This window comes from Marivirga arenosa, from assembly GCF_030503895.2.
GTDB lineage: Bacteria > Bacteroidota > Bacteroidia > Cytophagales > Cyclobacteriaceae > Marivirga > Marivirga arenosa.
In genome coordinates, this window is sequence record NZ_CP129970.2 from 266,392 (window position 1) to 290,170 (window position 23,779).

23 protein-coding genes and 1 tRNA gene are annotated in these 23,779 nt (G+C 33.4%); 10 read left to right on the forward strand and 14 right to left on the reverse strand.

Annotation, left to right across the window (positions count from 1 at the left end; genetic code table 11):
* The first annotated feature begins 281 nt into the window (after positions 1-281).
* From QYS48_RS01155 to rimK, 4 genes are read left to right on the forward strand one after another with little or no spacing between them, the layout of a single operon-like run.
* On the forward strand, positions 282-1,610 hold the full coding sequence (locus QYS48_RS01155; protein ID WP_302099729.1) for an O-acetylhomoserine aminocarboxypropyltransferase/cysteine synthase family protein: 1,329 nt from the start codon (positions 282-284) through the stop codon (positions 1,608-1,610).
* On the forward strand, positions 1,597-2,610 hold the full coding sequence (metX, locus tag QYS48_RS01160) for a homoserine O-acetyltransferase (RefSeq protein WP_308357182.1): 1,014 nt from the start codon (positions 1,597-1,599) through the stop codon (positions 2,608-2,610). The genes QYS48_RS01155 and metX overlap by 14 nt, the downstream gene beginning before the upstream one ends.
* Positions 2,597-3,796 carry a homoserine dehydrogenase gene (locus QYS48_RS01165; RefSeq protein WP_302099726.1) on the forward strand — a complete coding sequence of 400 codons (1,200 nt, stop codon included), beginning with the start codon at positions 2,597-2,599 and terminating at the stop codon, positions 3,794-3,796. The genes metX and QYS48_RS01165 overlap by 14 nt, the downstream gene beginning before the upstream one ends.
* A gap of 49 nt (positions 3,797-3,845) precedes the next feature.
* Positions 3,846-4,757 (forward strand): 30S ribosomal protein S6--L-glutamate ligase, encoded by a 912-nt coding sequence (rimK, locus tag QYS48_RS01170; protein ID WP_308357183.1) that lies wholly within the window; start codon positions 3,846-3,848, stop codon positions 4,755-4,757.
* Between the two features lie 157 nt (positions 4,758-4,914).
* Here the strand turns inward: rimK and clpX are convergent, their stop codons facing one another.
* The 4 genes from clpX to QYS48_RS01190 all read right to left on the reverse strand — a co-directional run bounded on the left by clpX (position 4,915) and on the right by QYS48_RS01190 (position 8,414).
* Positions 4,915-6,153 (reverse strand): ATP-dependent Clp protease ATP-binding subunit ClpX, encoded by a 1,239-nt coding sequence (clpX, locus tag QYS48_RS01175; protein ID WP_308357184.1) that lies wholly within the window; start codon positions 6,151-6,153, stop codon positions 4,915-4,917.
* Positions 6,153-6,821, reverse strand: coding sequence for an ATP-dependent Clp protease proteolytic subunit (locus QYS48_RS01180; RefSeq protein WP_308357185.1), 669 nt, complete (start codon positions 6,819-6,821; stop codon positions 6,153-6,155). Before QYS48_RS01180 ends, clpX begins: the two co-directional genes overlap by 1 nt.
* Before the next feature lie 81 nt (positions 6,822-6,902).
* Positions 6,903-8,246: a trigger factor gene (gene tig, locus QYS48_RS01185; protein ID WP_308357186.1), complete on the reverse strand. Its 1,344-nt coding sequence runs from the start codon at positions 8,244-8,246 to the stop codon at positions 6,903-6,905.
* A gap of 86 nt (positions 8,247-8,332) precedes the next feature.
* Positions 8,333-8,414 (reverse strand) — tRNA-Leu (locus QYS48_RS01190).
* 102 nt (positions 8,415-8,516) lie between these two features.
* Here QYS48_RS01190 and QYS48_RS01195 point away from each other — a divergent pair.
* The 4 genes from QYS48_RS01195 to QYS48_RS01210 all read left to right on the forward strand — a co-directional run bounded on the left by QYS48_RS01195 (position 8,517) and on the right by QYS48_RS01210 (position 12,957).
* Positions 8,517-10,727: a bifunctional (p)ppGpp synthetase/guanosine-3',5'-bis(diphosphate) 3'-pyrophosphohydrolase gene (locus tag QYS48_RS01195; RefSeq protein ID WP_308357187.1), complete on the forward strand. Its 2,211-nt coding sequence runs from the start codon at positions 8,517-8,519 to the stop codon at positions 10,725-10,727.
* Between the two features lie 47 nt (positions 10,728-10,774).
* Positions 10,775-11,248, forward strand: a complete 474-nt coding sequence (locus tag QYS48_RS01200; protein ID WP_308357188.1) for a transcriptional repressor — start codon at positions 10,775-10,777, stop codon at positions 11,246-11,248.
* Positions 11,249-11,266: 18 nt separating this feature from the next.
* Positions 11,267-11,608 (forward strand): STAS domain-containing protein, encoded by a 342-nt coding sequence (locus tag QYS48_RS01205; RefSeq protein WP_308357189.1) that lies wholly within the window; start codon positions 11,267-11,269, stop codon positions 11,606-11,608.
* 80 nt (positions 11,609-11,688) lie between these two features.
* Positions 11,689-12,957, forward strand: a complete 1,269-nt coding sequence (locus QYS48_RS01210) for an adenylosuccinate synthase (RefSeq protein ID WP_308357190.1) — start codon at positions 11,689-11,691, stop codon at positions 12,955-12,957.
* A gap of 65 nt (positions 12,958-13,022) precedes the next feature.
* Here QYS48_RS01210 and QYS48_RS01215 read toward each other — a convergent pair whose 3' ends face one another.
* The 4 genes from QYS48_RS01215 to QYS48_RS01230 form a co-directional block, all read right to left on the reverse strand.
* Positions 13,023-14,027 carry a ligase-associated DNA damage response exonuclease gene (locus QYS48_RS01215; RefSeq protein WP_308357191.1) on the reverse strand — a complete coding sequence of 335 codons (1,005 nt, stop codon included), beginning with the start codon at positions 14,025-14,027 and terminating at the stop codon, positions 13,023-13,025.
* Between the two features lie 19 nt (positions 14,028-14,046).
* Positions 14,047-14,499: a MarR family transcriptional regulator gene (locus QYS48_RS01220; RefSeq protein WP_308357192.1), complete on the reverse strand. Its 453-nt coding sequence runs from the start codon at positions 14,497-14,499 to the stop codon at positions 14,047-14,049.
* A gap of 94 nt (positions 14,500-14,593) precedes the next feature.
* Positions 14,594-15,811 (reverse strand): chorismate-binding protein, encoded by a 1,218-nt coding sequence (locus tag QYS48_RS01225; RefSeq protein WP_308357193.1) that lies wholly within the window; start codon positions 15,809-15,811, stop codon positions 14,594-14,596.
* A gap of 2 nt (positions 15,812-15,813) precedes the next feature.
* Positions 15,814-16,239: a hotdog fold thioesterase gene (locus QYS48_RS01230; protein WP_302104185.1), complete on the reverse strand. Its 426-nt coding sequence runs from the start codon at positions 16,237-16,239 to the stop codon at positions 15,814-15,816.
* A 105-nt stretch (positions 16,240-16,344) separates the two neighbouring features.
* On the opposite strand from QYS48_RS01230, the gene QYS48_RS01235 reads away from it, so the two are divergent.
* On the forward strand, positions 16,345-16,959 hold the full coding sequence (locus QYS48_RS01235) for a histidine phosphatase family protein (protein ID WP_308357194.1): 615 nt from the start codon (positions 16,345-16,347) through the stop codon (positions 16,957-16,959).
* On the opposite strand, the gene QYS48_RS01240 is transcribed toward QYS48_RS01235, so the two are convergent.
* Both QYS48_RS01240 and QYS48_RS01245 read right to left on the reverse strand, forming a co-directional pair.
* The gene (locus tag QYS48_RS01240; RefSeq protein WP_308357195.1) at positions 16,956-18,299 is read right to left on the reverse strand and encodes a TIGR00366 family protein; all 1,344 of its coding nucleotides are present in this window, start codon (positions 18,297-18,299) and stop codon (positions 16,956-16,958) included. The genes QYS48_RS01235 and QYS48_RS01240 overlap by 4 nt on opposite strands.
* 90 nt (positions 18,300-18,389) lie before the next feature.
* On the reverse strand, positions 18,390-19,391 hold the full coding sequence (locus QYS48_RS01245; protein ID WP_308357196.1) for an acyl-CoA reductase: 1,002 nt from the start codon (positions 19,389-19,391) through the stop codon (positions 18,390-18,392).
* A gap of 139 nt (positions 19,392-19,530) precedes the next feature.
* Here QYS48_RS01245 and QYS48_RS01250 point away from each other — a divergent pair, with 139 nt between their 5' ends.
* A complete protein-coding gene (locus QYS48_RS01250) occupies positions 19,531-19,971 on the forward strand; it encodes an OsmC family protein (protein ID WP_308357197.1) in 441 nt (146 codons plus the stop codon).
* Between the two features lie 36 nt (positions 19,972-20,007).
* On the opposite strand, the gene QYS48_RS01255 is transcribed toward QYS48_RS01250, so the two are convergent.
* The 4 genes from QYS48_RS01255 to QYS48_RS01270 form a co-directional block, all read right to left on the reverse strand.
* Positions 20,008-20,679: an HAD family hydrolase gene (locus QYS48_RS01255; protein WP_308357198.1), complete on the reverse strand. Its 672-nt coding sequence runs from the start codon at positions 20,677-20,679 to the stop codon at positions 20,008-20,010.
* Between the two features lie 76 nt (positions 20,680-20,755).
* Positions 20,756-21,595 (reverse strand): shikimate dehydrogenase, encoded by an 840-nt coding sequence (locus QYS48_RS01260; RefSeq protein ID WP_308357199.1) that lies wholly within the window; start codon positions 21,593-21,595, stop codon positions 20,756-20,758.
* Between the two features lie 15 nt (positions 21,596-21,610).
* Entirely contained in the window at positions 21,611-22,429 is an 819-nt protein-coding gene (locus QYS48_RS01265; RefSeq protein ID WP_308357200.1) for a hypothetical protein, read from the reverse strand.
* An 89-nt stretch (positions 22,430-22,518) separates the two neighbouring features.
* Positions 22,519-23,760, reverse strand: a complete 1,242-nt coding sequence (locus QYS48_RS01270) for a hypothetical protein (RefSeq protein ID WP_308357201.1) — start codon at positions 23,758-23,760, stop codon at positions 22,519-22,521.
* Positions 23,761-23,779: the final 19 nt, after the last annotated feature.

The window sequence follows — 23,779 nt, forward strand, 5'->3', positions numbered from 1 at the left end:
AATTACTATCTAATAGATTTACATCTATTATCTCAATGGCCAGCATGCGAATGCGAATGTGCTGTTGTTGCTAAAAGCAATTCTTTCATTTTGGATTAAATCAAAATTTTAAAGGATAATTATAAGCTTTCTAATTTGAGCGTACCCGCTTAATAGATTTTAATTCTCTCAAATTCATCTTATTACAAATTCAATCCAGTCGAATCAAACTATATTGATCGCATTGGATCATTTTAGAACTATCATATAATCATTTATTCAATCTTTTAATTTTTATAATTATGTCAACTACACAAAAATTCGAAACACTACAATTACACGCAGGACAAGAAGCAGATCAAAGTACAAATGCAAGAGCAGTTCCTATTTACCAAACTTCTAGCTTTGTTTTCAACGATTCCGAGCACGGAGCAAATCTTTTTGGTTTAAAAGAATTCGGAAATATTTACTCCAGAATAATGAACCCAACCAATGATGTATTTGAAAAAAGAATTGCTGCTCTTGAGGGAGGTGTAGCTGCAGTGGCTGTAGCCTCTGGACAGGCTGCACAATTTATAGCTCTAAATAACATCTTAGAATCTGGCGATAATTTCATAGCTACTAAATATTTATATGGTGGTACCTATAATCAATTTAAAGTTGCTTTTAAAAGATTAGGGATAGAAGCAAGATTTGCTGAATATGAAGAAATATCATCTTACGAGAAATTGATAGATGAAAATACTAAAGCAATTTATCTTGAAACAATAGGCAATCCTACCTTTAACATTCCTGATTTTGAAGCCATTTCAGCCCTAGCAAAAAAATATGATCTCCCCTTAATAGTAGATAATACATTTGGAGCTGGTGGTTACCTATTTAAACCATTAGAACATGGAGCAAACATAGTTGTTGAATCTGCTACTAAATGGATTGGTGGCCATGGTACTTCTATCGGTGGCGTAATCGTAGATGGTGGAAATTACAATTGGGGCAACGGAAAGTTCCCACAATTCTCAGAACCTTCAGAAGGTTATCACGGACTTAATTTTTGGGAAACTTTTGGTGAAAATAATCCTTTAGGCTTACCCAATATTGCTTTTTCTATACGGGCGAGAGTGGAAGGATTAAGGGATTATGGCCCTGCTTTGAGTCCATTCAATAGTTTCCTACTGCTTCAGGGTCTTGAAACTTTATCTCTTAGAGTTCAGAGAACTGTAGATAATGCTTTAAAACTAGCCTATTGGCTTGAGAAACACCCATTGGTGGAAAAAGTGAATTATCCAGGTTTAGAAAGTAGCAAATCATATCCATTAGCTAAAAAATATTTACACAATGGTTACGGAGGTGTTTTATCTTTCACTATTAAAGGCGATAAAGAAGAAACAAAAGGCTTTGTTGATAATCTTAAACTAGTAAGTCATTTAGCTAATGTTGGAGATGCAAAAACATTAATCATTCAACCCTCTGCAACAACTCATCAACAATTAACCGATGAAGAACAATTATCAGCAGGCATTACTCCTACATTATTAAGAGTTTCTGTAGGCATTGAGCATATAGATGATATTATCGCTGATTTTACTCAAGCTTTTCAAAAAATTCATGAATTAAGTTATGCCACAACATAAATTACCAGAAAAGTTTGTTCTGCAAAATGGTGAAGTTTTACACCAGGCAAGCCTATATTATGAAATAGAAGGTGAAATTTCTAACCAAAAAGAAATAATATGGATTTGTCATGCCTTCACAGGAAGTGCCACTGTTAAATCATGGTGGCCTTCTTTATATTTTGAAAATGGCGGCTTTATTGATCCAAAAAGACACACTGTAATTTGTGCCAACATATTGGGTTCATGCTACGGAAGCACTGGCCCAGAGTCAATAAATCCAGATACAAATAAAAAATACGGAGATGGATTTCCAGAAATTTCCAATAGAGATGTTATAAAAGCATTTATTGATTTAAGAAAATTCTTAAATATTACAAATATTGACATTTTAATTGGTGGTTCATTAGGTGGGCAGCAAGCATTAGAATGGAGCCTGATAGAACCTGAAATTATTCAAAATCAGGTTTTGATTGCATCAAATGCAAAACACTCTTCTTGGGGAATAGCATTTAATGAATTGCAACGGCAAGCCATTTCATTGGGAGCCAACAATTCGATTTCAAAAAATGAGGCAATTGCAATTGCAAGGAAAATTGCTATGCTAAGTTACCGATCTTATGATGATTTTGAACTTAATCAAAAAGGTAAAAATGAACAGGATGATTGGAATATAGTCTCCTATTTAAATTATCAGGGCGAGAAGTTTAAGGGAAGATTTAGTACCGACAGCTATTTTATTCTATCAAAAATGATGGATAATCATAATATAGCATCAGCTAGAAATGGAAGTTTGGAACAAATACTTTCATTAGTAAAAACCAATACGCTTTGTATTGGAATTGATAGCGATAACTTATTCCCTTTAAAAGAACAGGAACTTATGGCGCATCATATACCCAATGCAAAATTAGAGATTATCAACTCAAAAAAAGGGCATGATGCCTTTTTAATAGAAGGCAACAAAATATCTCGACTCATTGAAAAAAATTTAAAAGAGAATTACTATGAAAAAGCTTAAAGCGGGATTAATAGGATTTGGAGTTGTAGGAACTGGCGTATTCCAAGCTCTTAAAAAATATGAAGATTATGGAGTAGAAATCACAAGAATAGCCGTAAAAAATATCGATAAGAATAGAACCATAGAATTTTCAAAAGAGCTGTTAACTCAAAATGTAAATGAAATAGTTGAGGACAGCGAAATTGACCTCATTATAGAACTTATTAACGATCCTGAAGAAGCATTTGAAATTGTTACTCAAGCATTTCAAAATGGAAAATCAGTGGTAAGTGCAAATAAGAAAATGGTTGCCCTATATTTAGAAGAACTATTCAATATAAGTAAAAAAAATAATGTAAAATTCTTTTACGAAGCCGCTGTTTGTGGCAGTATACCGATCATTAGAACTATTGATCAGCATTTTCAATCAGATAAGATAAAATCGATTGAAACCATAGCAAATGGAACTTGTAATTTCATTTTATCCAAAATGGTTGACGATGGCCAATCATATGATAATTCATTAAATAAAGCACAAGAACTTGGTTTTGCAGAGTCAGACCCATACTCTGATGTAAGCGGTGAAGACACTCGCTTTAAATTATCCATAATGATTTATCATGCCTTTGGCCAATATATCCATCCTGAAAATATTCCTATGCAGGGCATAACTTCATTAGACAATAATATTATTGAATATGCAAAAAAACACCAACTCAAAATAAAATTGATAGGCGAGGCATTATTAGCTAATAACAAAATAGAAGCTAAAATAGAGCCGAAGCTTATCTCTAAAAAACATGACTTCTACAATATTGAAAATGAATACAATGGCGTCATTATAAATTCAGAATTTTCAGGTGAGCAATTTTTAAAAGGTAAAGGAGCAGGAAGTTATCCTACAACACTAGCCGTGTTATCCAACCTTAAAGATATTCGCTATAATTTGGCTTCCACACGTTTTAAGAATAATGAGAGGTTTGGTAAAAGCAATAGTTTAACTGACAAGGTCTATTTTGTATCAGGTTCTAAAGAAATCGAAAATTCAGAGGGTTTTGATATTTTAGAGGAATTCTCAAATCACAAAATCGTTAAAACAAATTTTCAAATTCTGAATAAATTAAAATTAAAAGACGAAAAATTTTATTGGGCTGAAATAAATAAAGAATTATATGATGATTTTACAAAAGTTGAGTCATTACTTTAGGGATAACATCTTTTTTAAACTAATTTGGGGGTGTTAAAAATTTATATAAATGAAAATTGCAGTACTTTCAAGAAACCCAAATTTATATTCTACTAGAAGATTATTAGAAGCCATTGAACAAAAAGGTCATGAAGCGATAAGGCTTGACCATATGCATTGTGATATCATCATGGATGAAGCCGGACCCTCTATTTATTACCATGGTAAAAAGCTGGAAAAAATAGATGCTATAATTCCAAGAATTGGGGCTTCTGTTACTTTTTATGGTACCGCGGTTGTTCGCCAATTTGAAATGATGAAAACTTTTAGTGCGGTTGATTCATTAGCCATTACTCGATCAAGAGATAAACTGAGAAGTTTACAGATTCTGTCAAGATCTGGATTAAATATGCCGAGAACAGCTTTTACTAATCGTTCTGAAAATGCTGGCGAATATATTCTAGAGCACTTAGGAAAAGCCCCTGTTGTATTAAAGTTATTAGAGGGAACTCAAGGCTTAGGAGTTGTTTTGGCAGAAACACGTAAAGCTGCCGAATCCGTAATTGAAGCTTTTGAAGGATTAAAAGCCAGGGTAATCATGCAGGAATTCATCAAAGAAGCAGGTGGCGCAGACATTCGTGTTTTTGTGGTGGATGGAGAAGTAGTGGGCGCAATGAAAAGACAAGGAAAAGAAGGAGAATTCCGTTCTAATCTTCATAGAGGTGGATCTGCAAATGTTATAAAATTAAGTCGAGCAGAAAAAGCTGCGGCACTTAAAGCGGCAAAAGCTATGGGATTAGCCATTGCTGGCGTTGATATGCTTCAATCATCAAGAGGGCCATTAATTCTAGAAGTGAATTCTTCTCCAGGATTAGAAGGGATAGAAAAAGCAACCGGAATTGATATTGCTGGAAAAATTATCGAGTATATAGAAAGAGGAAAAGATAAAAAACGATTACCGAAGGATAATGTGAAAGCATAAAATAAGACACTAGATTTTAGAACCTAGATTCTAGAGAATGAATTGCTGATTTAACTTCATGAAATAAAAAAGAGGGTCTGCTTTAAATATTTATAAGCAGACCCTCTTTTTGTTTATGAATAATGTCTAGAATCTAGATTCTAAACTCTAATATCTATTAAGCTACCCTAAGATTTTTATATTTTGATTTCTCAAATTTAGAGGCCGCATATTTCTTGTCAATTACTAAATCAGTTCCTGATGATTCTCCATCAAATTCAAACATGGCATCTGTCATGATTACCTCACAAATTGATCTTAATCCTCTTGCACCTAATTTGAATTCTACAGCTTTATCTACAATATAATCTAAAGCAGACTCCTCAAAAACCAACTTAATACCTTCCATATCAAAAAGCTTGGTATACTGTTTTACCAATGCGTTTTTCGGATTCGTTAAAATCGATTTTAAAGTATCTTTACTTAAAGGATCAAGATGAGTTAAAACAGGTAACCTACCTATCAATTCTGGTATTAAACCAAAATTTTTCAAATCCTGAGCCGTGATATATTGTAACAGATTATCCTTATCTATTTCTTCATCATTTGAATCTGATTTAGCAAAACCTAATGGAGTTGTGTTTAACCTTGAAGCAATACTTCTACTGATTCCATCGAAAGCCCCTCCACAAATGAATAATATATTTTCAGTATCAACATTAATCATTTTCTGATCAGGATGCTTTCTTCCTCCTTGAGGTGGAACATTTACTGAAGTTCCTTCCAAAAGTTTTAGCATCGCTTGCTGTACTCCTTCCCCACTCACATCTCTTGTAATAGAAGGGTTATCAGATTTTCTAGCTATTTTATCAATCTCATCAATGTAAACAATTCCTCTTTGAGCAGCTTCAACATTGTAATCAGCAGATTGTAATAGTCTAGTCAAAATACTTTCGACATCTTCACCTACGTAACCTGCTTCAGTTAAAACTGTAGCATCAGCAATACAGAAAGGCACTTGTAAAATTTTAGCTAATGTTTTCGCTAAATAAGTTTTACCAGTACCCGTCTCTCCTACCATAATAATGTTTGACTTTTCAATGGTCACATCATCTTTAGTAGATTTCTGCATCAATCTTTTATAATGATTGTATACTGCAACTGATATTACTTTTTTTGCTTCATCTTGTCCTACAACATATTGATCCAGATGTTCTTTCATCTCAATCGGACGAATAAGATTGAACTTTGGATCTTTAGATGAAGACTTAGTTTTAACCTCTTCTTGTAGAATTTGCTGAGCCTGAGCGATACACTTATCACAGATATGTGCATGAATCCCAGAAATCATCAAATCGACATCTTTCTTGTTACGTCCACAAAAAGAACAGCTTACCTGTGTTTTGTCTTCTGCCATTATTTTCTCACTAATACTTCGTCAATCAAACCGTATTCCTTAGCCTCTTCAGCTCTCATCCAGAAATCTCTATCAGAATCTTTTTCTATTTGTTTGTAGGTTTTACCACTATGTTGAGCCAGAATATTGTACAAGTCTTCTTTAACTGATAATGTTTGTTTCAAAGAAATCTCCATATCAGAAGCCTGTCCTTGCATACCACTCATCGGTTGGTGAATCATAATTCTTGCATGAGGTAAAGCAGATCTTTTCTTTTCTGCACCCCCAGCTAATAATACAGCACCCATACTAGCAGCTAATCCAGTACAAATTGTTCCTACATCTGGCGAGATATAATGCATTGTATCATAAATACCTAAACCAGCATAAACAGACCCACCTGGGCTATTGATGTAAAGGCTAATATCTTTTTTGGCATCTACAGATTGCAAAAACAATAATTGAGCGGTGATTACATTGGCTATATTATCATCAACTTGCATTCCTAAAAAGATGATACGGTCCATTATTAGACGAGAAAAAACATCAATCTCTCTAAAATTGGTTGGTCTTTCTTCAATTACAGCACGAGTCATATTCTCTACTTGCTGCACATATGAATCTACCATGCTACCTGATAAACCTTCACCTTTTACGGCAAATTTCCTAAATTCCTCTTTATTAATCATTTAAGTATTTGGTTATAAGTACAAATTTAAAAAAAAAGTCCTTTAATGAAAGGACTTTTAAATTAACGATAAAAATAGCTTTTAGTTCTTATCAACAGCTTTTTTGAAGCCGTCTAAATCTACTTTTTTATCTTTGATAGAAATTTTGTCCTTTACAAAGTCCAAAACTCTTTTATTCAATAATTCTTCGTATACTTTTCTGTAGTTTTCACCATTCTCGCCTTGAAGATAATTTTGAGCAAAGCTCTCCATATTCTCTCCTAATTGGTCAGACATACCATAGGCTCCAAATTGCTCAGCAATCATTTTCTTAGTATAGTCCATTACATCGGTATGCTCTACTTTGATATCATCTTTGTTTGCTTCAGCAATTTTATTTTTGATAAGATTCCATCTTAAATCTTTTGTATAAAGATCATACTCCTTATCAATTTGCTCTTGCGTTACTTTACCTTCGTTACTTACTAACAACCAGTTTTTCAAGAAATCATCAGGTAATTCAAATTTAGTTTTCTCAACTAATGTATCTACTAAATCTCTGTTCAGTAGATTTTCGGTTTCTCTATCGTAGTTTTCAGAAATAGTTTCTTTTACTTTTTCATCAAACTCTTTCTTATCTTTCACTGCATCCTTACCGAACACTTTATCAAATAATTCCTGATTAATTTCAGCCGGCTTAGTTCTTTTAATATCAGAAACAGTTAAAGTGTATTCACCGCTTGCTGCATTTGCATCGGTTTCATTTTGACCTAAAAGTCTAGATTTAGCTTCCGCAGAAGTAATAGTTTTTTCAATATCAAACTTAACCTCATCACCTTTCTTTAAGCCTACAAATTTCTTTTGAGCTTTTTTCTCAATATCCTCAATAGGAAGAACAACTCTTTCTTGAACTTCACCATCTGCAGTGCTTAATTTACCTTCTAAAGTATCTTCTGCTTTGCTTTCATCTACTGACTCAGTATCACCATGTTGCTTAGTTAAGTTATCCATGGTTTCTTTCATTACTTTATCAGTAACTTCAATGTTATGCTTCTCGATTTTAAATTTGTCATCTAATTTGATGTCAAACTCATCTACCAAGCCTAATGTATATTCAAACTCAAATTCTTTTTGGTTATCCCAATCAATTTTAGCAGCATCCTCCTGATTAGGCATTGGCTCACCTAAAATTTTCAAATCATTTTCTTTGATGTAATCAGATAATGATTTTGATAACAAACTGTTGATTTCTTCAACCAAAATGCTTTTACCATACAACTTCTTGATATAAGATGCAGGCACCTTTCCAGGACGAAATCCTTTTATGTTAGCATTTTTCCTGTACTCTTTGATTTTTTGTTCAACATTAGGTTGATAATCAGCTTCATTTAATATAATTTTAATTGAAGCGTTGGTGTTGTCCTTTTTGTTGAGTGTAATGTCCAAAACAATTAAATTTTATAGTGTTATCAATATACAAAAAAACCCTTCTTTCCTGTACTTTGTTACTGGAACTAAGGGTTTGTGTAGTGTGCGGATGGAGGGACTCGAACCCCCATGCCGTGAGGCGCTAGATCCTAAGTCTAGTGCGTCTACCAATTTCGCCACATCCGCATTCATAAATTTGAAGTGCAAATGTAGTGAAATATTTTTTCACTGCAAGTCGCAGATGTGTTTTTTTATATGTTATTTTGAAGATCATTTTTTACCGCTTATATGCAGAACATAGATTTAGAAGAGGAACGTAAGTTAATTCTCAGAGAATACCGTAAATTATTAAGGAAATCAAAGCCTTTTTTAAAGGACGGGGATGCTAAATTAATTAAGAAAGCTTTCACAACCTCCATGGAAGCTCATAAAGATATGAGGCGAAAATCAGGTGAGCCTTATATTCTTCACCCTATAGCTGTGGCAACAATTTGCGTTGAAGAGATCGGCTTAGGGACTACTTCCATTATTTCAGCTCTATTACATGATGTAGTAGAAGATACTGACTGGGAACTGGAAGATATTGAAAGAGAATTTGGTCCAAAGGTTGCCCCTATTATTGATGGGCTCACAAAAATATCTGGCGTTTTTGATTATGGAACCTCTCAACAAGCAGAAAATTTTAGAAAAATGCTGCTTACCCTTTCCGAAGATGTTAGGGTAATCCTGATAAAATTAGCCGATAGGTTACATAATATGAGAACCTTGGATAGCATGCCAAGAAACAAACAGCTCAAAATTGCTTCCGAAACCATCTTTTTATATGCTCCTTTAGCCCATAGACTGGGTTTATATGCTATTAAATCAGAATTAGAAGATCTTCATCTAAAATATACTGAATCAGAGGTATATAGAGATATAGCAAACAAAATCAACAATACTAAATCTGCCAGAAAAAGATTTATTAAGCATTTTATAGCACCAATTGAAGGAGAGCTCAGTAAACTTAAATGGGATTATTACATAAAAGGGAGGCCTAAATCCATTTATTCCATTTGGAATAAAATGAAAAAACAAAATATCCCCTTTGAACAGGTATATGATTTATTTGCGATTAGAATTATTATTGATGCATCTGTGGAACATGAAAAAGCAGCTTGCTGGGAAGTTTATTCAATCGTAACCGATTTTTACAAACCGAATCCTGATCGCCTACGAGATTGGATATCCACTCCAAAAGCTAATGGTTACGAATCTTTACACACTACAGTGATGAGTGATAATGGCCAGTGGGTAGAAGTGCAAATTCGTACTAGCCGAATGGATGAAATTGCAGAAAAAGGCTACGCTGCCCATTGGAAGTATAAAGATTATTATTCTAAACCTGAAGAAACAAGATTGGAACAATGGATTGCCCGAGTGAGAGAGATGTTAGAATCTAATGACACAAATGCAATAGAGTTCTTGGACGATTTCAGGTCTAACCTATTCTCTGATGAAGTATTTGTTTTTACACCCAAAGGGGAATTAAAAACTTTACCTAATGGAGCTACAGCTTTAGATTTTGCTTTTGATATCCATACAGAAATTGGAGCTAAATGCTTAGGCGCTAAAGTGAATAACAGATTAGTTCCTTTAAACTATGAACTTAAAAATGGAGATCAAGTAGAAATTCTCACTTCTAACAAACAAAAACCAAGTGAAGATTGGCTCAGATTTGCAGTAAGTTCAAAAGCAAAAGCAAAAATTAAGGACGTTCTAAAGGAAGATAAAAAATCCGCTGCTATAGAAGGTAAAGAAATTGTTTACCGAAAGCTAAAGCAGATGAAAATAGCTCCTTCGGATGAAGTGATTAATAAAATCAGAGCTTATTTTGATGAAAAAACACCATTAGACCTCTATTATGGAATTGCTACAGGCAAGCATGACCCTAAAAACATCAAGAAGTTCCAGGATGAGGAACAAGAAAGGGCTAGAAAAAACAATAAAAGGATTCGCTCATCCGCTGACGCTAAATCTTTTGAGCAGGCATTAAAGAAAGCTAAAGGAGAAGACATGCTTCTCATTGGAGAAGATATGGATGTAGTGGATTATGTGATCGCCAAATGCTGCAATCCTATTCCTGGAGACGAAGTATTTGGCTTTGTAACGGTGAATGAAGGTATTAAAATCCATAGAACATCCTGCCCAAATGCACCTGAATTGTTATCTAATCATGGTAACAGAGTGGTTAAAGCACGATGGACTTCTCAACAAGAAATTGCATTTTTAGCTGGATTACAAATCATTGGAACCGATAGAGTGGGATTAATTAGTGATGTAACTCAAATTATCTCCAGTGAATTAGAAGTAAATATGCAATCCATTTCAGTTGATACAAAAGATGGAATTTTTGAAGGTAAAATTCATTTATTTGTGCAGAGCACCAAGCATTTAGATCAATTGATTGAAAAAATGAAGGCTGTACGTGGGATAGTGAAGGTGAACCGCTATGATTAATTGTAGATTTCCTATATTTGCCAATCATGAAGGGAGATGAATAAATTATGGCATTGAACGAGAAGGTTTACAAAGAAGTAAAGCAAATATTTACGGCATATTTAGAAAACAAAGGTTTGAGAAAAACTCCAGAAAGATATGCTATACTAGAGGAAATATATACCCGTACTGGTCATTTTGATGTAGAATCACTTTACATCAGTATGAAAAATAAGAACTATAGAGTAAGTCGTGCTACGGTTTATAATACACTAGATTTATTAGTGGAATGTGATCTTGTCAGCAAGCACCAATTCGGAAGAAATTTGGCACAATACGAAAAGTCTTACGGCTATAAACAACATGATCATGTTATTTGTGCTGAATGTCATAAAGTAGTTGAATTTTGTGATCCAAGAATTCAAAATATTAAAACTATGGTGGGTGATCTTTTGAATTTTAAAATCATGCACCACTCTCTAAACCTCTACGGTATTTGTGGTGATTGTCAGGCGAAATTAAATGCTGAAGATCAAAAATAATTATAAAAATAATATAAAATGGATTTCAAACAGGAAGTAATTGATAATATTCTTAATCTTGAAATATCTGGTGACTTGATCGGAGAAAATAATGGGCCGGGTTTGGTTGAATTAATCAATGACAACATAAATAAAGGGATTAAAAAATGTATCATTGATATCTCAAATGTCAGATACATGAATAGTAGTGGAATTGGTGTACTGATTACTATTTTAACTAAGTTAAGAAATAAAGAAGGTGAAGTTGTGTTGTTAAATCCATCAGAGCAGGTGAAAAAACTATTATTGATCACTAAACTCAATAATATCTTTACCATTTATGACTCTAAGGAAGAGGCTTTGAAGAGCTTAATTGACTAATAGAACAATTCTTAAATAAATATCAAATCATATTAATCAAGGCTTTAGACTAAAGCCGCATAATTTTAAAAAATTAGAAAATGAAAATGGATGTTTTGCTGGGTTTGCAATGGGGAGATGAAGGAAAAGGAAAAGTAGTAGATGTATTAGCACCCAACTACGATACGGTAGCTCGATTTCAAGGAGGACCGAATGCTGGCCACACTTTAGAATTTGATGGTATTAAACATGTTTTGCATCAAATTCCAAGTGGGATTTTTCGAGAAACCATCAAAAATGTAATCGGGAACGGTGTTGTATTAGATCCAGTGATTTTTAAAAATGAAATTGATAAACTAGATCCATTCAATATTAATTTTAAAGAGAATCTTTACATTTCTAATAAAACTCAATTAATACTCCCTACTCATCGATTATTAGATGCGGCCTACGAAAAATCTAAAGGCAACGAAAAAATAGGATCTACTTTAAAGGGTATTGGCCCAACCTATCAGGATAAAATCGCTCGTCTTGGGTTAAGAGTGGGTGATATTTTTTATGATAATTTCAAAGAGAAATATCAGAAGCTTGTTGATTCACACAAAACCATCTTAGAGTTTTATAAATTTGATTACGAATTAGAGGAAGCTGAGAAAATATTTTTTGACGCTATTGAGTATTTAAAAACATTTAACGTAAGCTCAACCGAATATTTAATCAATAACGAATTAAAAGCTGGGAAATCAGTTTTAGCTGAGGGTGCTCAAGGATCGTTATTAGATGTTGATTTTGGTAGCTATCCATACGTTACTAGCTCAAATACGATGACCGCTGGAGTATGTACAGGTTTAGGCGTTGCGCCAAACAGCATTCAAAAAGTATATGGTATTTTTAAAGCGTATTGTACTAGAGTAGGCGGTGGCCCCTTCCCTACTGAGCTTTTTGATGAAGATGGTAAAGAACTGCAAAAAGTAGGTAATGAATTTGGTGCTACCACTGGAAGACCAAGAAGATGTGGTTGGTTAGATATCCCTGCATTAAAGTATGTGGTAATGATTAATGGGGTAACCGAATTATTTATGATGAAAGCTGATGTTTTGTCTGGTTTCGAGAAAATAAAAGTCTGCACTCAATATGAATTAGAAGATGGCACTATTACTGAAGAATTTCCATATGATATAGTTGATTCTGAAGTAAAACCTATTTATGAGGAATTAGAAGGCTGGAATTGTAGCTTAGATGATATTTCTTCTTTTGATGATATGCCAAAAGCATTAAAAGATTATATCAAATATATTGAGGAGAAGATGGGTGTACCAATTAATTTAGTTTCAGTAGGTCCGGATAGAACACAAACAATATTAAGATAAGTCTTGCAAAAAGATTTAGAAAAGGAAGCCAATCACTTAGCTTCCTTTTTTTTATAAATCAAATATTACAACTCACTATCCAAGCTCTCTCCTTCAAATTGAGAATCTAAACTGATCGCATTTAAGCCTCGATCTTGGAGATATTTTGTAAAAACATTTGCATAGCCATGGGTAGAATAAATTGTTTCTGCTTCTGACAATTTAACTGCTTGCAATAAACCTTTCCAGTCAGCATGATCAGAAAGTACAAATCCTCTGTCGGCTGCTTTCCTTCTTCTTGTGCCTCTTAGCATCATCCAACCAGAAGCTATCCCTGTACTATAAGGAGCCAATTTTTTCATCCATGGAGTACCAATTGAAGCAGGTGTTGCAATTATCAAATTCCCTTGGTAATTTTTCTTATTAATTTCATTGGTAATTTTAATGGTTTCGGGCAAATCTAAACCTGTTTTCCTCAAAGCTTCGGTGGCATTCTCAACGGCTCCGTGGGTATAAATTTTACCCAATGAAGCATCAACATTTTTCATGATTCTTTGAGCTTTACCTAATGCATAAGCAAATATTACTGAGGTTTTCCCCTTTTCTTGATTTACTTTCCACCAGTTGTTGATATCATTAAAAATATCTTTCTGATCCCTCCATTGATAAATAGGCAATCCAAAAGTGGTTTCAGTTACAAACTCATGACATTTTACTGGTTCAAATGGTGTTGATAAACCATCGTCTTCCAATTTATAATCGCCAGATACTACAGCTACTTTACCCCTATATTCCAATCTGATTTGTGCTGAACCTGGAATATGACCAGCAGGATGAAAGCTTAGCTTAACTCCATTAAAATTTATGACCTGACTATAATCTATAGTTTCAATTCTAATATCATTACCAAGCCTTTGACGCATAACATATTCAGAATCATGATGAGCTAAATAATATTGATGACCAAATCTAGAATGATCAGCATGCGCGTGGGTAATCACTGCATTTTTAACTGGATACCAAGGATCTATATAAAAGTCTCCCCTAGGACAATATATGCCTTTCGAAGTGAAATCAAGTAACGAATTCATTTGAATTCAACTTTAATCCTTAACTCTTTGTTTGGTTAACTTTTGAAATGATTCGTGCTAATTCATTTAGTTCATCAGAAGTTAAAACACCAAAAAATTGATCCATTTTGTCTTTAATTACAGGCTCAATTTCCTTTAAGGCTTTAATTCCTTCAGCATTTATTGATATAGAAGAATTTCTCTTATCAGAAGATAATCTTTCCCTATTTATTAGTTTCTTTTCAACAAGTCTTTGGACAATTCTTGAAATATCAGGAACATTTTCTCTCAGATGACTTTTTACTTTATTCAAATTCATTGAATCATCAGAATTCTCATCTAGTATTTTTAAAACCTCATATTGCTGACGAGTAATTCCATAGGATTTCATTTCCCTGGAAATTTCATATGACATCTTTTGTTGGCAGCTTAATAAGGTTGAAAATGTTTGGCTAATTAATGGATTGATTTTTCCGCTTGCTTTCCCACTCATTATTCTTTGGTTCGATTAACTTAAATTAATACTCGATTAATGCATTAAAAATAAGGATAAGTTACGGATTTAATAAAAATAAGTTCAATAAATTTTATTTACCGAATACTACTGCAGATAATACTTTACATTTCATTTCGGTTTCATGCCACTCTTTCTCTGGCTTTGAGTCTTCAGTAATCCCAGCACCAGCATAAAAAGTTACTTTTTCATTATCGATCTGGCAGCATCTTAAATTCACAAAAAGATGACTCATTTCATTTAAATGAATTGGTCCAAGAAACCCACTAAAATACGCTCTGTCATGCTTTTCCTTTTCCAATATAAATTTCAACGAAGTATCTTTAGGCATTCCACAAACTGCTGAAGTTGGGTGCAACAGCTTTAACATAACAGATCCCAGCTCTGGAAAATGAACTGATTTGGTATCTACCTTAAATGTGGTTTTTAAATGTAAAAGATTACCGGCCTGAACGGTCTTCGGTCCCAATTCATCAAAATCTCTCAACCTGATTTTCTTAAAGCAGTTGATTATGTAACGCGAAACATAAGCTTGCTCTTCAATTTCTTTTTGGGTCCAGGTAGTTTCTGCTATACTTTTATCTTCAATAGCTTGGGTTCCCGCTAAAGCCATTGTTTTAAAATAATCGCCTTTCTTTTCCTCTATTAAGGTTTCAGGGCTAGCGCCAAACCATAAACCAGTATTTTCTGAAAAGGTCAAACTAACGAATGCATTAGGATATTTGTGAGCTGCCTTCAAAAATGCCTTACCTAAATCAATAGAATTATTATATTCTATATTCTTAGTCTTTGCTGGGACAACTTTATAGAATGTATTGTTCTTTATTTCTTTAATAGCATTTTCGACCATTGATATGTAGCCTTCAGAAGAAATAGAATCTGAAATACCATTATGTTGGAGCAATGAAAAATTAAACTTCTCAGAATTTTCAAATATCTCCTTTACTAAACTCTCATCAGGAGTATTATTCCATTTAATTTCGGATTTTGAATGATTTTTATGATTTGACTGAATGTTAATTTCTGCTAAAATTTCAGCATTAAAATGAACTATACTTTTTTCACCTTCCTGAAAAGGATGTAGCAAAAATCCAGTGGATAAATCATCTAAATTAAAGTCTTCTACTATAGAACCACCTTCCAAATCACATATTATTTGCAATCTAGAATCATTAGGCAGTCTGTAAATCGCAACAGCTGCATTATTCTTTTGGGCAAAAGCTAGAAACTGATCAATAGCAGTTTCAGTATTAATTTTTATATTTTCTATTTCTTTAGTAAAATTATCCAACGCTACTTTTTAACTACTGCCATTGTAATACGACTTATGCATATCATTTGTTCACGCTCATTGGTGATTTCTATCTGCCAAACCTGAGTTGTTTTACCCACATGAACAGGAGTTGTCTTGCCATATACCCATCCCTCTTTAATCCCTCTTATGTGATTTGCGTTAATATCTAAACCTACGCAATAATACTTTTCTTGATCTACCATAAGCATAGCAGCTACACTTCCGAGGGTTTCAGCCAAAACAACCGAAGCCCCACCATGAAGTAAACCATAAGGCTGATGGGTACGGTGATCAACTGGCATTTTAGCAATCAGATAGTTATCCCCTACCTCAGTAAAACTCATGCCTAATACTTCTGAAATTGTATTTTTACCTAATTTATTTAACTCCTCAACAGAAGGTTTATGAAGAAATTTTCTATCCATAGCAATTTCGCTTCTTTGATTTTGTAATTTCGAGCCGAAAATTACGGATACATATTCAATTTTAAACAATAAAACTTAAAATTGATTTCTCTTTCTTAATAAGATATGGTTAAAGATTTATATATAGTTCGCCACGGTCAGACAGATTATAACTTAAAAGGCATAGTGCAAGGTAGCGGTGTTAATGCTTCTTTAAATGAAAATGGAAGAAGACAAGCTGAGGAATTCTTTAAAGCCTACGGTGATTTCCCGTTTGATAAATTATACATTTCACAGCTAAAAAGAACAGAAGAATCAACTCGAAAATTTATTGAGAAAGGATTAGAATTTGAGAAACTTGAAGGACTAAATGAAATCAGTTGGGGAACCCGAGAGGGCCAACCTTTTACGCCAGAGGAAAATAAATATTACCACAGCATTTTAGAAAAATGGAGTCAAGGTGAAACTTCACTACCTGTTGAAGGTGGAGAATCGCCTGATCAAGTAGCTATGAGGCAGTTAGAGGCCATAAATTACATCATGCAAAAACAGGATGAAAAGAAGGTTTTGATTTGCATGCACGGTCGAGCTATGAGAATATTATTGGCTCAATTATTCAATTACCCTTTGTCAAACATGGATATTTTTGAACACTCAAATCTTGCTCTTTATCATATTAGGCATACTGCTAGTATGTTCCAATTGATTAAATACAATGATAAATCGTATTTAAATCATTAAAAGATTAATAAGCCTATTATAAATATTACAGCCCCAAATATTAAAGCGAAAAAGCTGTAAGGTAATATGTCTTTAGCTTTCAATTGCGTAATTCCTAATAAGGGTAAGGCCCAAAAGGGTTGCAACATATTGGTTATTTGATCACCATAAGCTAAAGCCATGATAATTTTGTAGATAGGAATATTTAATGCATTTGCTGCTTCTACCACAATAGGCCCTTGCACCGCCCATTGCCCTCCTCCAGATGGGACAAAAAAGTTAACTAAGCCAGCACTAAAGAAAGTTAAAATAGGGAAACTTGTCGCTGTTGAGATGGAGACGAAGAAATCAGAAATTAGAATCACTAAACCTGAGTATTTCATAATTCCCATAATTCCGGAGTATATAGGAAATTGAATAACAATTCCACTTACGCCCATGATTCCAGAATTAACTGCTCTCATAAACTTTGCTAAGCTTCCATGTAATAAGATACCAAAACTTAATAATAGAAAATTGATGAAATTTAAATCCACTATTGATTCATTTGTATTCCATTTATCAAAAGCATAGAAAGAGGCACTTAATACCATTATACCCGATAATAAATAGGCAATCCATGCCTTATTTTCACTAGCTGAATTATCTATTTCAGCTTCTTCCTTATTGGAAGGTTTTAGCAGCTTACTATAATCAGTATTTGAACTAAAAATTCGGCCTAAGAAATAAAAAAGACCTGGTATGAAAATCAATAGCACAATACTAATTACAATATTCATGCTAGAAAACAGAGTCTCAGATATACTTATAACTCCAATTTTATCGACTAAAAAATGCCCTATCTCTGCCACTTTTAATGGAGCAGAAGCCGATAATCCACCATGCCAGACCATCATGCCAGAATAACCTGCAGCACCTAAGATTCCATAATTGAAATTTTTATTTTCTGCATTAAAGTTCTCTCCAATTTTTCGGCTTAAAATTGCACCAAAAATTAAGCATAGACCCCAATTCAAAAAACTCATGACTATGGTAAAAAAACTTATTAAAAAAGCTGCTTGAGAAGTATTAGAAGGTACGGATGCTATTTTTTTTATGATATTAGAAAAGAAAGGAGTTAAAGCAAGCGTATGTCCCAGCAATAAAATCAAAACCATTTGCATGGTAAAGGCAAGTAATTCCCAAAAGCCTTTTTGCCAGAAACCTAATATGTTTTGTGATTGCTGAAATACGTTTTCACCCTCTCCTCCTGTGAAAAACAAAGCAAGGAAAAAAGTAATAGCGCTTAATAAAAGAGCTATGACAAAAGGTGATGGTAAGAAGCGATCAACTAGCTTAATATATTGCTTTGAAAATGACATTTCGAGTTTTTCTCGAAAATACATTTCTAGAATATAAGGAACAAATCCAGTAAATAATTTGGACTAGTTTTATGCTAAAGTCAGAGAAAATTATAACTCAGTTAAAAACTTAAGTGTATCAACTCCATCAGCATAATCCCACAGCTCTGGCAATTGAGCTCTTCCTGGAGGAATCTCTCCTTCTTTTTCAACCACACATTGAATTCTCTCTTGGTTTGATTTTATTTTATTCTGAAGTTCATCTTGATCTTTATAAAACTCATAAAATATAACTGAAATAGGCGAAACAAGAGATTCATCTTCCTTCATGAGAAAAAAACCTGAATCTAAATGTGGTTCTTCATTTACTAAATAAATTGATTTATTATAATCATAATTATTCACCCATTTATGATGATCAGAAACCCATTTAAATTCATCAAGTGCTTCAATGAAGGGTGAAAAATCATATCCTTCCGGTGCAAATATTTTGCTGACATTTCTACATCCTAAGCCATAATATTGAAAGATATCTTTCCCTAAAGACTTAATTTCCTCTTTAGTTTCATTACCCGTCAAAACAGCTACGGATGATCTATTCTTTCTGATTATGTTAGGATATTTACCAAAATACTGCTCAAAGTAACGAGCAGAATTATTACTACCAGTAGCAATTACTGCATCAAAGCCTCCTACAGTATCCTGAGTTAATTCAATTTTCGATTCAAAATCAGGTTCTATATCAATAAGAAGTGAGGTGATTTCTCTTATGAGATATGGATCTTGTGAACTAATTTTTGCAATTACCTTATGACCTGCAATTAATACAGATAGAAAGTCATGGAAGCCTACTAAAGGGATATTTCCAGCCATTATAATTGCTACGGTTTTATCATTAGAATCTTCTAATTGATAATCTTTTGTCCACTTTTCCAGACTTTCAGCCTTTAACATTTCAGCAATTGCTTCTACAGCATGCTTTACATTTTCGCGAGTAAACCAATTGTTATGAGCCGTTGCTCTAAAATACCATTCGTCTAATTCCGCTTCACTTAAACTTCTTAGTTTTTCACCTAATACTTTAAATGCATTAACTCTCTGCTGCCGATTCATATTCACCTTTTTTGAAATTAAAATGCAAAATTAGTGGATTTAAGATAGAATGGAAAGAATATAGAAAAAGTTGAATTCAATTAAATCGTAACATCTCATCCTTGCAGCAGTTGACTATATAGAAACCAAAAAAAAGACTATGGCTATTAAAAGAAAAGTAAATGCAAATTGGAAAGGTACTGGAACTGAAGGTGAAGGTCATTTAAATAGTTCAAACAAATTCTTTGATAACACTCCTTATTCATTCAAGAGTAGGTTTGAAAATGAAGATGGAAAGTTGGGAACAAATCCGGAAGAACTTATTGCCGCAGCGCACTCTGGATGCTATGCTATGGCTTTAAGTGTAGCCATATCACAAGCAGGCCATACACCAGATGAAATTGATGCAAATGCAGAAGTTGTTTTAGACAAAGAAGGTGAAGGTTTTGCTATAAAAGAAATAAAATTAACGGTTAAAGGATCCGTTAGTGGAATGTCAGAAGATGACTTCCTAAAAATGGCTGAAGATGCTAAAAAAGGATGTCCAATTTCTAAAGCACTAAGTGCAGTACCAATTTCACTAGAGGCAAGTTTTAAATAATAAAATACTTGGGTGTGATTAAATATCACACCTTTTCTACTCAACTGGTTTATCTAATAAATAAAAATCAATAAACTCTCTTACACAACCTCTTCCCCCCTTAGTATTTAAAACTAAATCAACGGTTTCTTTCACTTTCAATACGGCATCTGCAGGACAAGATGAAAAACCAACCGCATTCATAACGGCTAAGTCATTTATATCATCTCCGATTATAGCCACTTCTGAAAAGTCAATATCCATTTTTTCACACCAAGCCGATAGCACCTCAATTTTAGGATCGCCACCAACATAAACATTCTTTATATTCAGCATATCGGCTCTGGCTTTAACCATTTTGACTTTTACAGCCGATGAAATAATTCCAGTTTGAATTCCAAATTTGGGTAGTGCTTTTATGGCCATACCATCCTTTGCATTGTATTTTTTAAATTGATCTCCGTTTTCTGAAAAATACATCCCCGTATCCGTCATCACTCCATCCACATCTAAAATCAACAGCTTTATATTTTTCAATTTAGATTTATCTACAAACATGGGGCGAGTCAACATATTGGTGAAATCAAGGCTGTTTTCAACACAAAACAGCTTCAAATCACTCAGTTTTATTTCGTCAACTCTGTATATATTGTATGCTTTCAGGAAATCCTCAATTGTTTTCCCTTCTTTAGCTAGGTATGACTCAATGTTTTTCGATAGTAAATCCATTTTCAGTTTTTTGATGGCTCACAAAAATAGTAATTCTAATTTACTCCGCGTTGTGAAATAATAATGCTTCAATAAGTCAAATAGCTTCCAGATTCCAATTTTCTAGTATTTGCTCGGTAGAAATGTCTCCTATGAACAATTTATATTGTCTTATTAACTGAGCTTTATACATCTCACTACCAGGGATAAACTCCAAATTATGCTCGAGGCAATACTTTTGAAGATGATTTTGTTTATTATCCTTCTCCGGCATATTGTGACTAAATACCATTTTGCAATGCGTGATTAATTCTTTAAAACCCTCTGCTTTCAAAAAATCAGCTTGAGATGATATAGGTGTAGCATCCACTAAAAGATCATACGGCCCATTAAAGTCATCATCTTCTATTTCCAAATCTCTCTTTTTACTATTTACTTTTTCCCGATTTCTTCCTGTGATTACAGCTTTTATCCCTAATTCTTTCAAAACATGATAAGCCACTCCAGATACTCCTCCATTTCCATAAATCACGGCAGTTTTTATGGTGTGATTAGAATTATTTATTCCTTCAGATAGAGCTGCTTTTAAACCCTCGGCATCTGTATTATAGCCCAATAATTTACCCCCTTGATTGATTACAGTATTGACTGCTAATGTTTTTTTAGCAATGGGTTCTACTTCATCCAAAAAAGGAATAATTGTAGATTTAAGACCATCCTTTCCAGTTACTGCACCTCCTCTTGAAATGGGTGATTTTAATAATTCAGCATATTGCATTGGAGTGATTGGGTCAGAAAAATTGAAATACATCAAATCTAAACCTAATTTCTGCAAAGCAGAATTATGTTTTTGGATGGAATTAGCACTTCCTGAAGTAGAGAAAATAAATTTAGTATTAGGATTTATTTTAACTGAAAAAGAATCTATTTCTGACATTTTTAATTCATTAAATTATGCTTTTAAAGCAGTTAATGCTTTAACGAAATTATCAATAAAGAAATGCTTTTTGTCTTCTGATAGTAAATCAATGGATAAGTACGGGTTCAAATCCTCCAATTCGACCAATAATAAACTTCCATCCTTTAATTTACACGCATCTACTCTTTGAATGCCGCATTTCATATTATTCCATTCAATAAACTTGCTAGCAAAATCCAACTCTAAAGATTGAGGTTCATAAGGCATTAATTCCCATCTTTTATGTTTGTCAGGAGCATACAAAGCATACTGAAATTCATTATTAATGAAATAAAAAGAAAGCTCATATTCAAAATCTATATAGGGCTGAATAATTTTACCATCAAGGTTTTCATTGGCTATCTCCTCCTTACTCACAGATTGCATCCCAATAGAATCTGCACCGTTTTTTAATTTGATAATATATTGATCAGACTTAGGGAGACGATCTAAATCTTCAATCTTTTCAACAGTAGGAATAACAGAATAATTTTGAGCATACAAATCCAAAAGATACTGTTTCCCTTTCATATCTGCTTTACCATCAAAGGAATTGAATGTTGGCGTATTTTTAACTTTTACACTATTTACAAACTGATCAAAATATTCTTGATAATAAACAACAGGTCCTGTATTTCTAAAAACGATTAAATCAGCTTTATCAATATGATCAATTGCTTGCTGAGGATGTCCTATTAAAACATTAAAGTGATCTTTTAATTGAGAAGTTATGTAAAGATCCTCTTCGTAGTAATTACGACCTTGTGCCTTATAATATAAATCGGTTAGATAAAGAATATCTAATTTTTGCATGAAAATTATTTAATGAGATTCATTGCCAGAAATAAAAAGAGCCTGACAGCTTACGCTAACAGGCTCAAAGATACTAATGTAATAAGGTTTTATTGCAATGCTCCTTTCACAACTTTTAAATCATTTAGAGCTTGATTTTGATTTATCTTTCCAGATTTCAAATCTTTCAAAGTTTTCCCCTTTACTTGTAATTCCAAGGTTTCAGGTATTCCACAATCTGTACATTTCGTTATCCCAACTTTAAAAATTAATTGCTCATCATCAGCTAGGCTATTGACATTTTTACCATATTCTAAAATATTATCTATCAACTCTTCCTCAAACCGTGGATATAAACTCTTGATAAGTTCATCCCGTTCTTCTTGTGTTAAGTCTTCCCTATCCTGAGTAGGTACATTCCAAAAATCACTTCCAGATCTGATGGAAGAAACCATGTCCATATAAAAGATCACTCCAAGTCCTTCTATCTGATCATAAGGCATTCTTGAATTAAGATAATAAGTATCAGATAAGTCTTTAGCATATAACCTTCTCATAATAGTTTGAAGCAAAGTTAAATCCTTAGCAAGTGGTTTTACTTCTGCTTTCTGATTTATCGCGATTCTACTTTTCGCCTCCTCTCTGTCAATCTTACCTTTTTGAAAAGCTCTTAGATCAGATACTTTTGCCTCGATAGACAATCTATTTGATTTTACTGCCTCAACACCTTGAGCGTTGCGGTAGAATCTCATATCCTGACCCTTTTCCATAACTAAAATTTTATCCGAATCTTTAAGCTGACTAATCAATTGTCCATAATCGAGTAAAAATTCAATCACCTGTTCTTTATTTTCAGCAATTTTTTCATTTCTCATGCTGTCCATTTGCATAATTTTTACTTGAGCTCTCTCCATTGCAATTTCAGCTCTTCTTTCCAATTCAGCTTGCCTTTCCGCTAATTCAGCTCTTCTTTCGGCTCTTTCCGCTTCTATTTCGGCCCTTGTTTCTTCATCTAATTCTTCATCTTCAATATCAATTCGTATATCTTCGATGACCTCGAAACTTCTGGCAATTGCGTTTGAAAAATCTGGCATAGGTGGCATCTCAGGTGCAATGGTGAATCCAAAAGCTCTATTTCTTGGCATCGTTAAAATCACTCCATAATCTTCTATGTACTGAGCTTGTTCTTCATTATTATTACCCCAATTAGCAGATCTATTATCATTTACCAAGCTATTCAAAACCGTTTGAGCAACTTTCAAATCCTTATTCATTTTAGCTTTGTCAATATCTTGAGCGAAGCTGATCATGCCCATAAGGAATAGTGCTACTATTAAACTATATCTTTTCATCTCTATTTTATTTAAATTT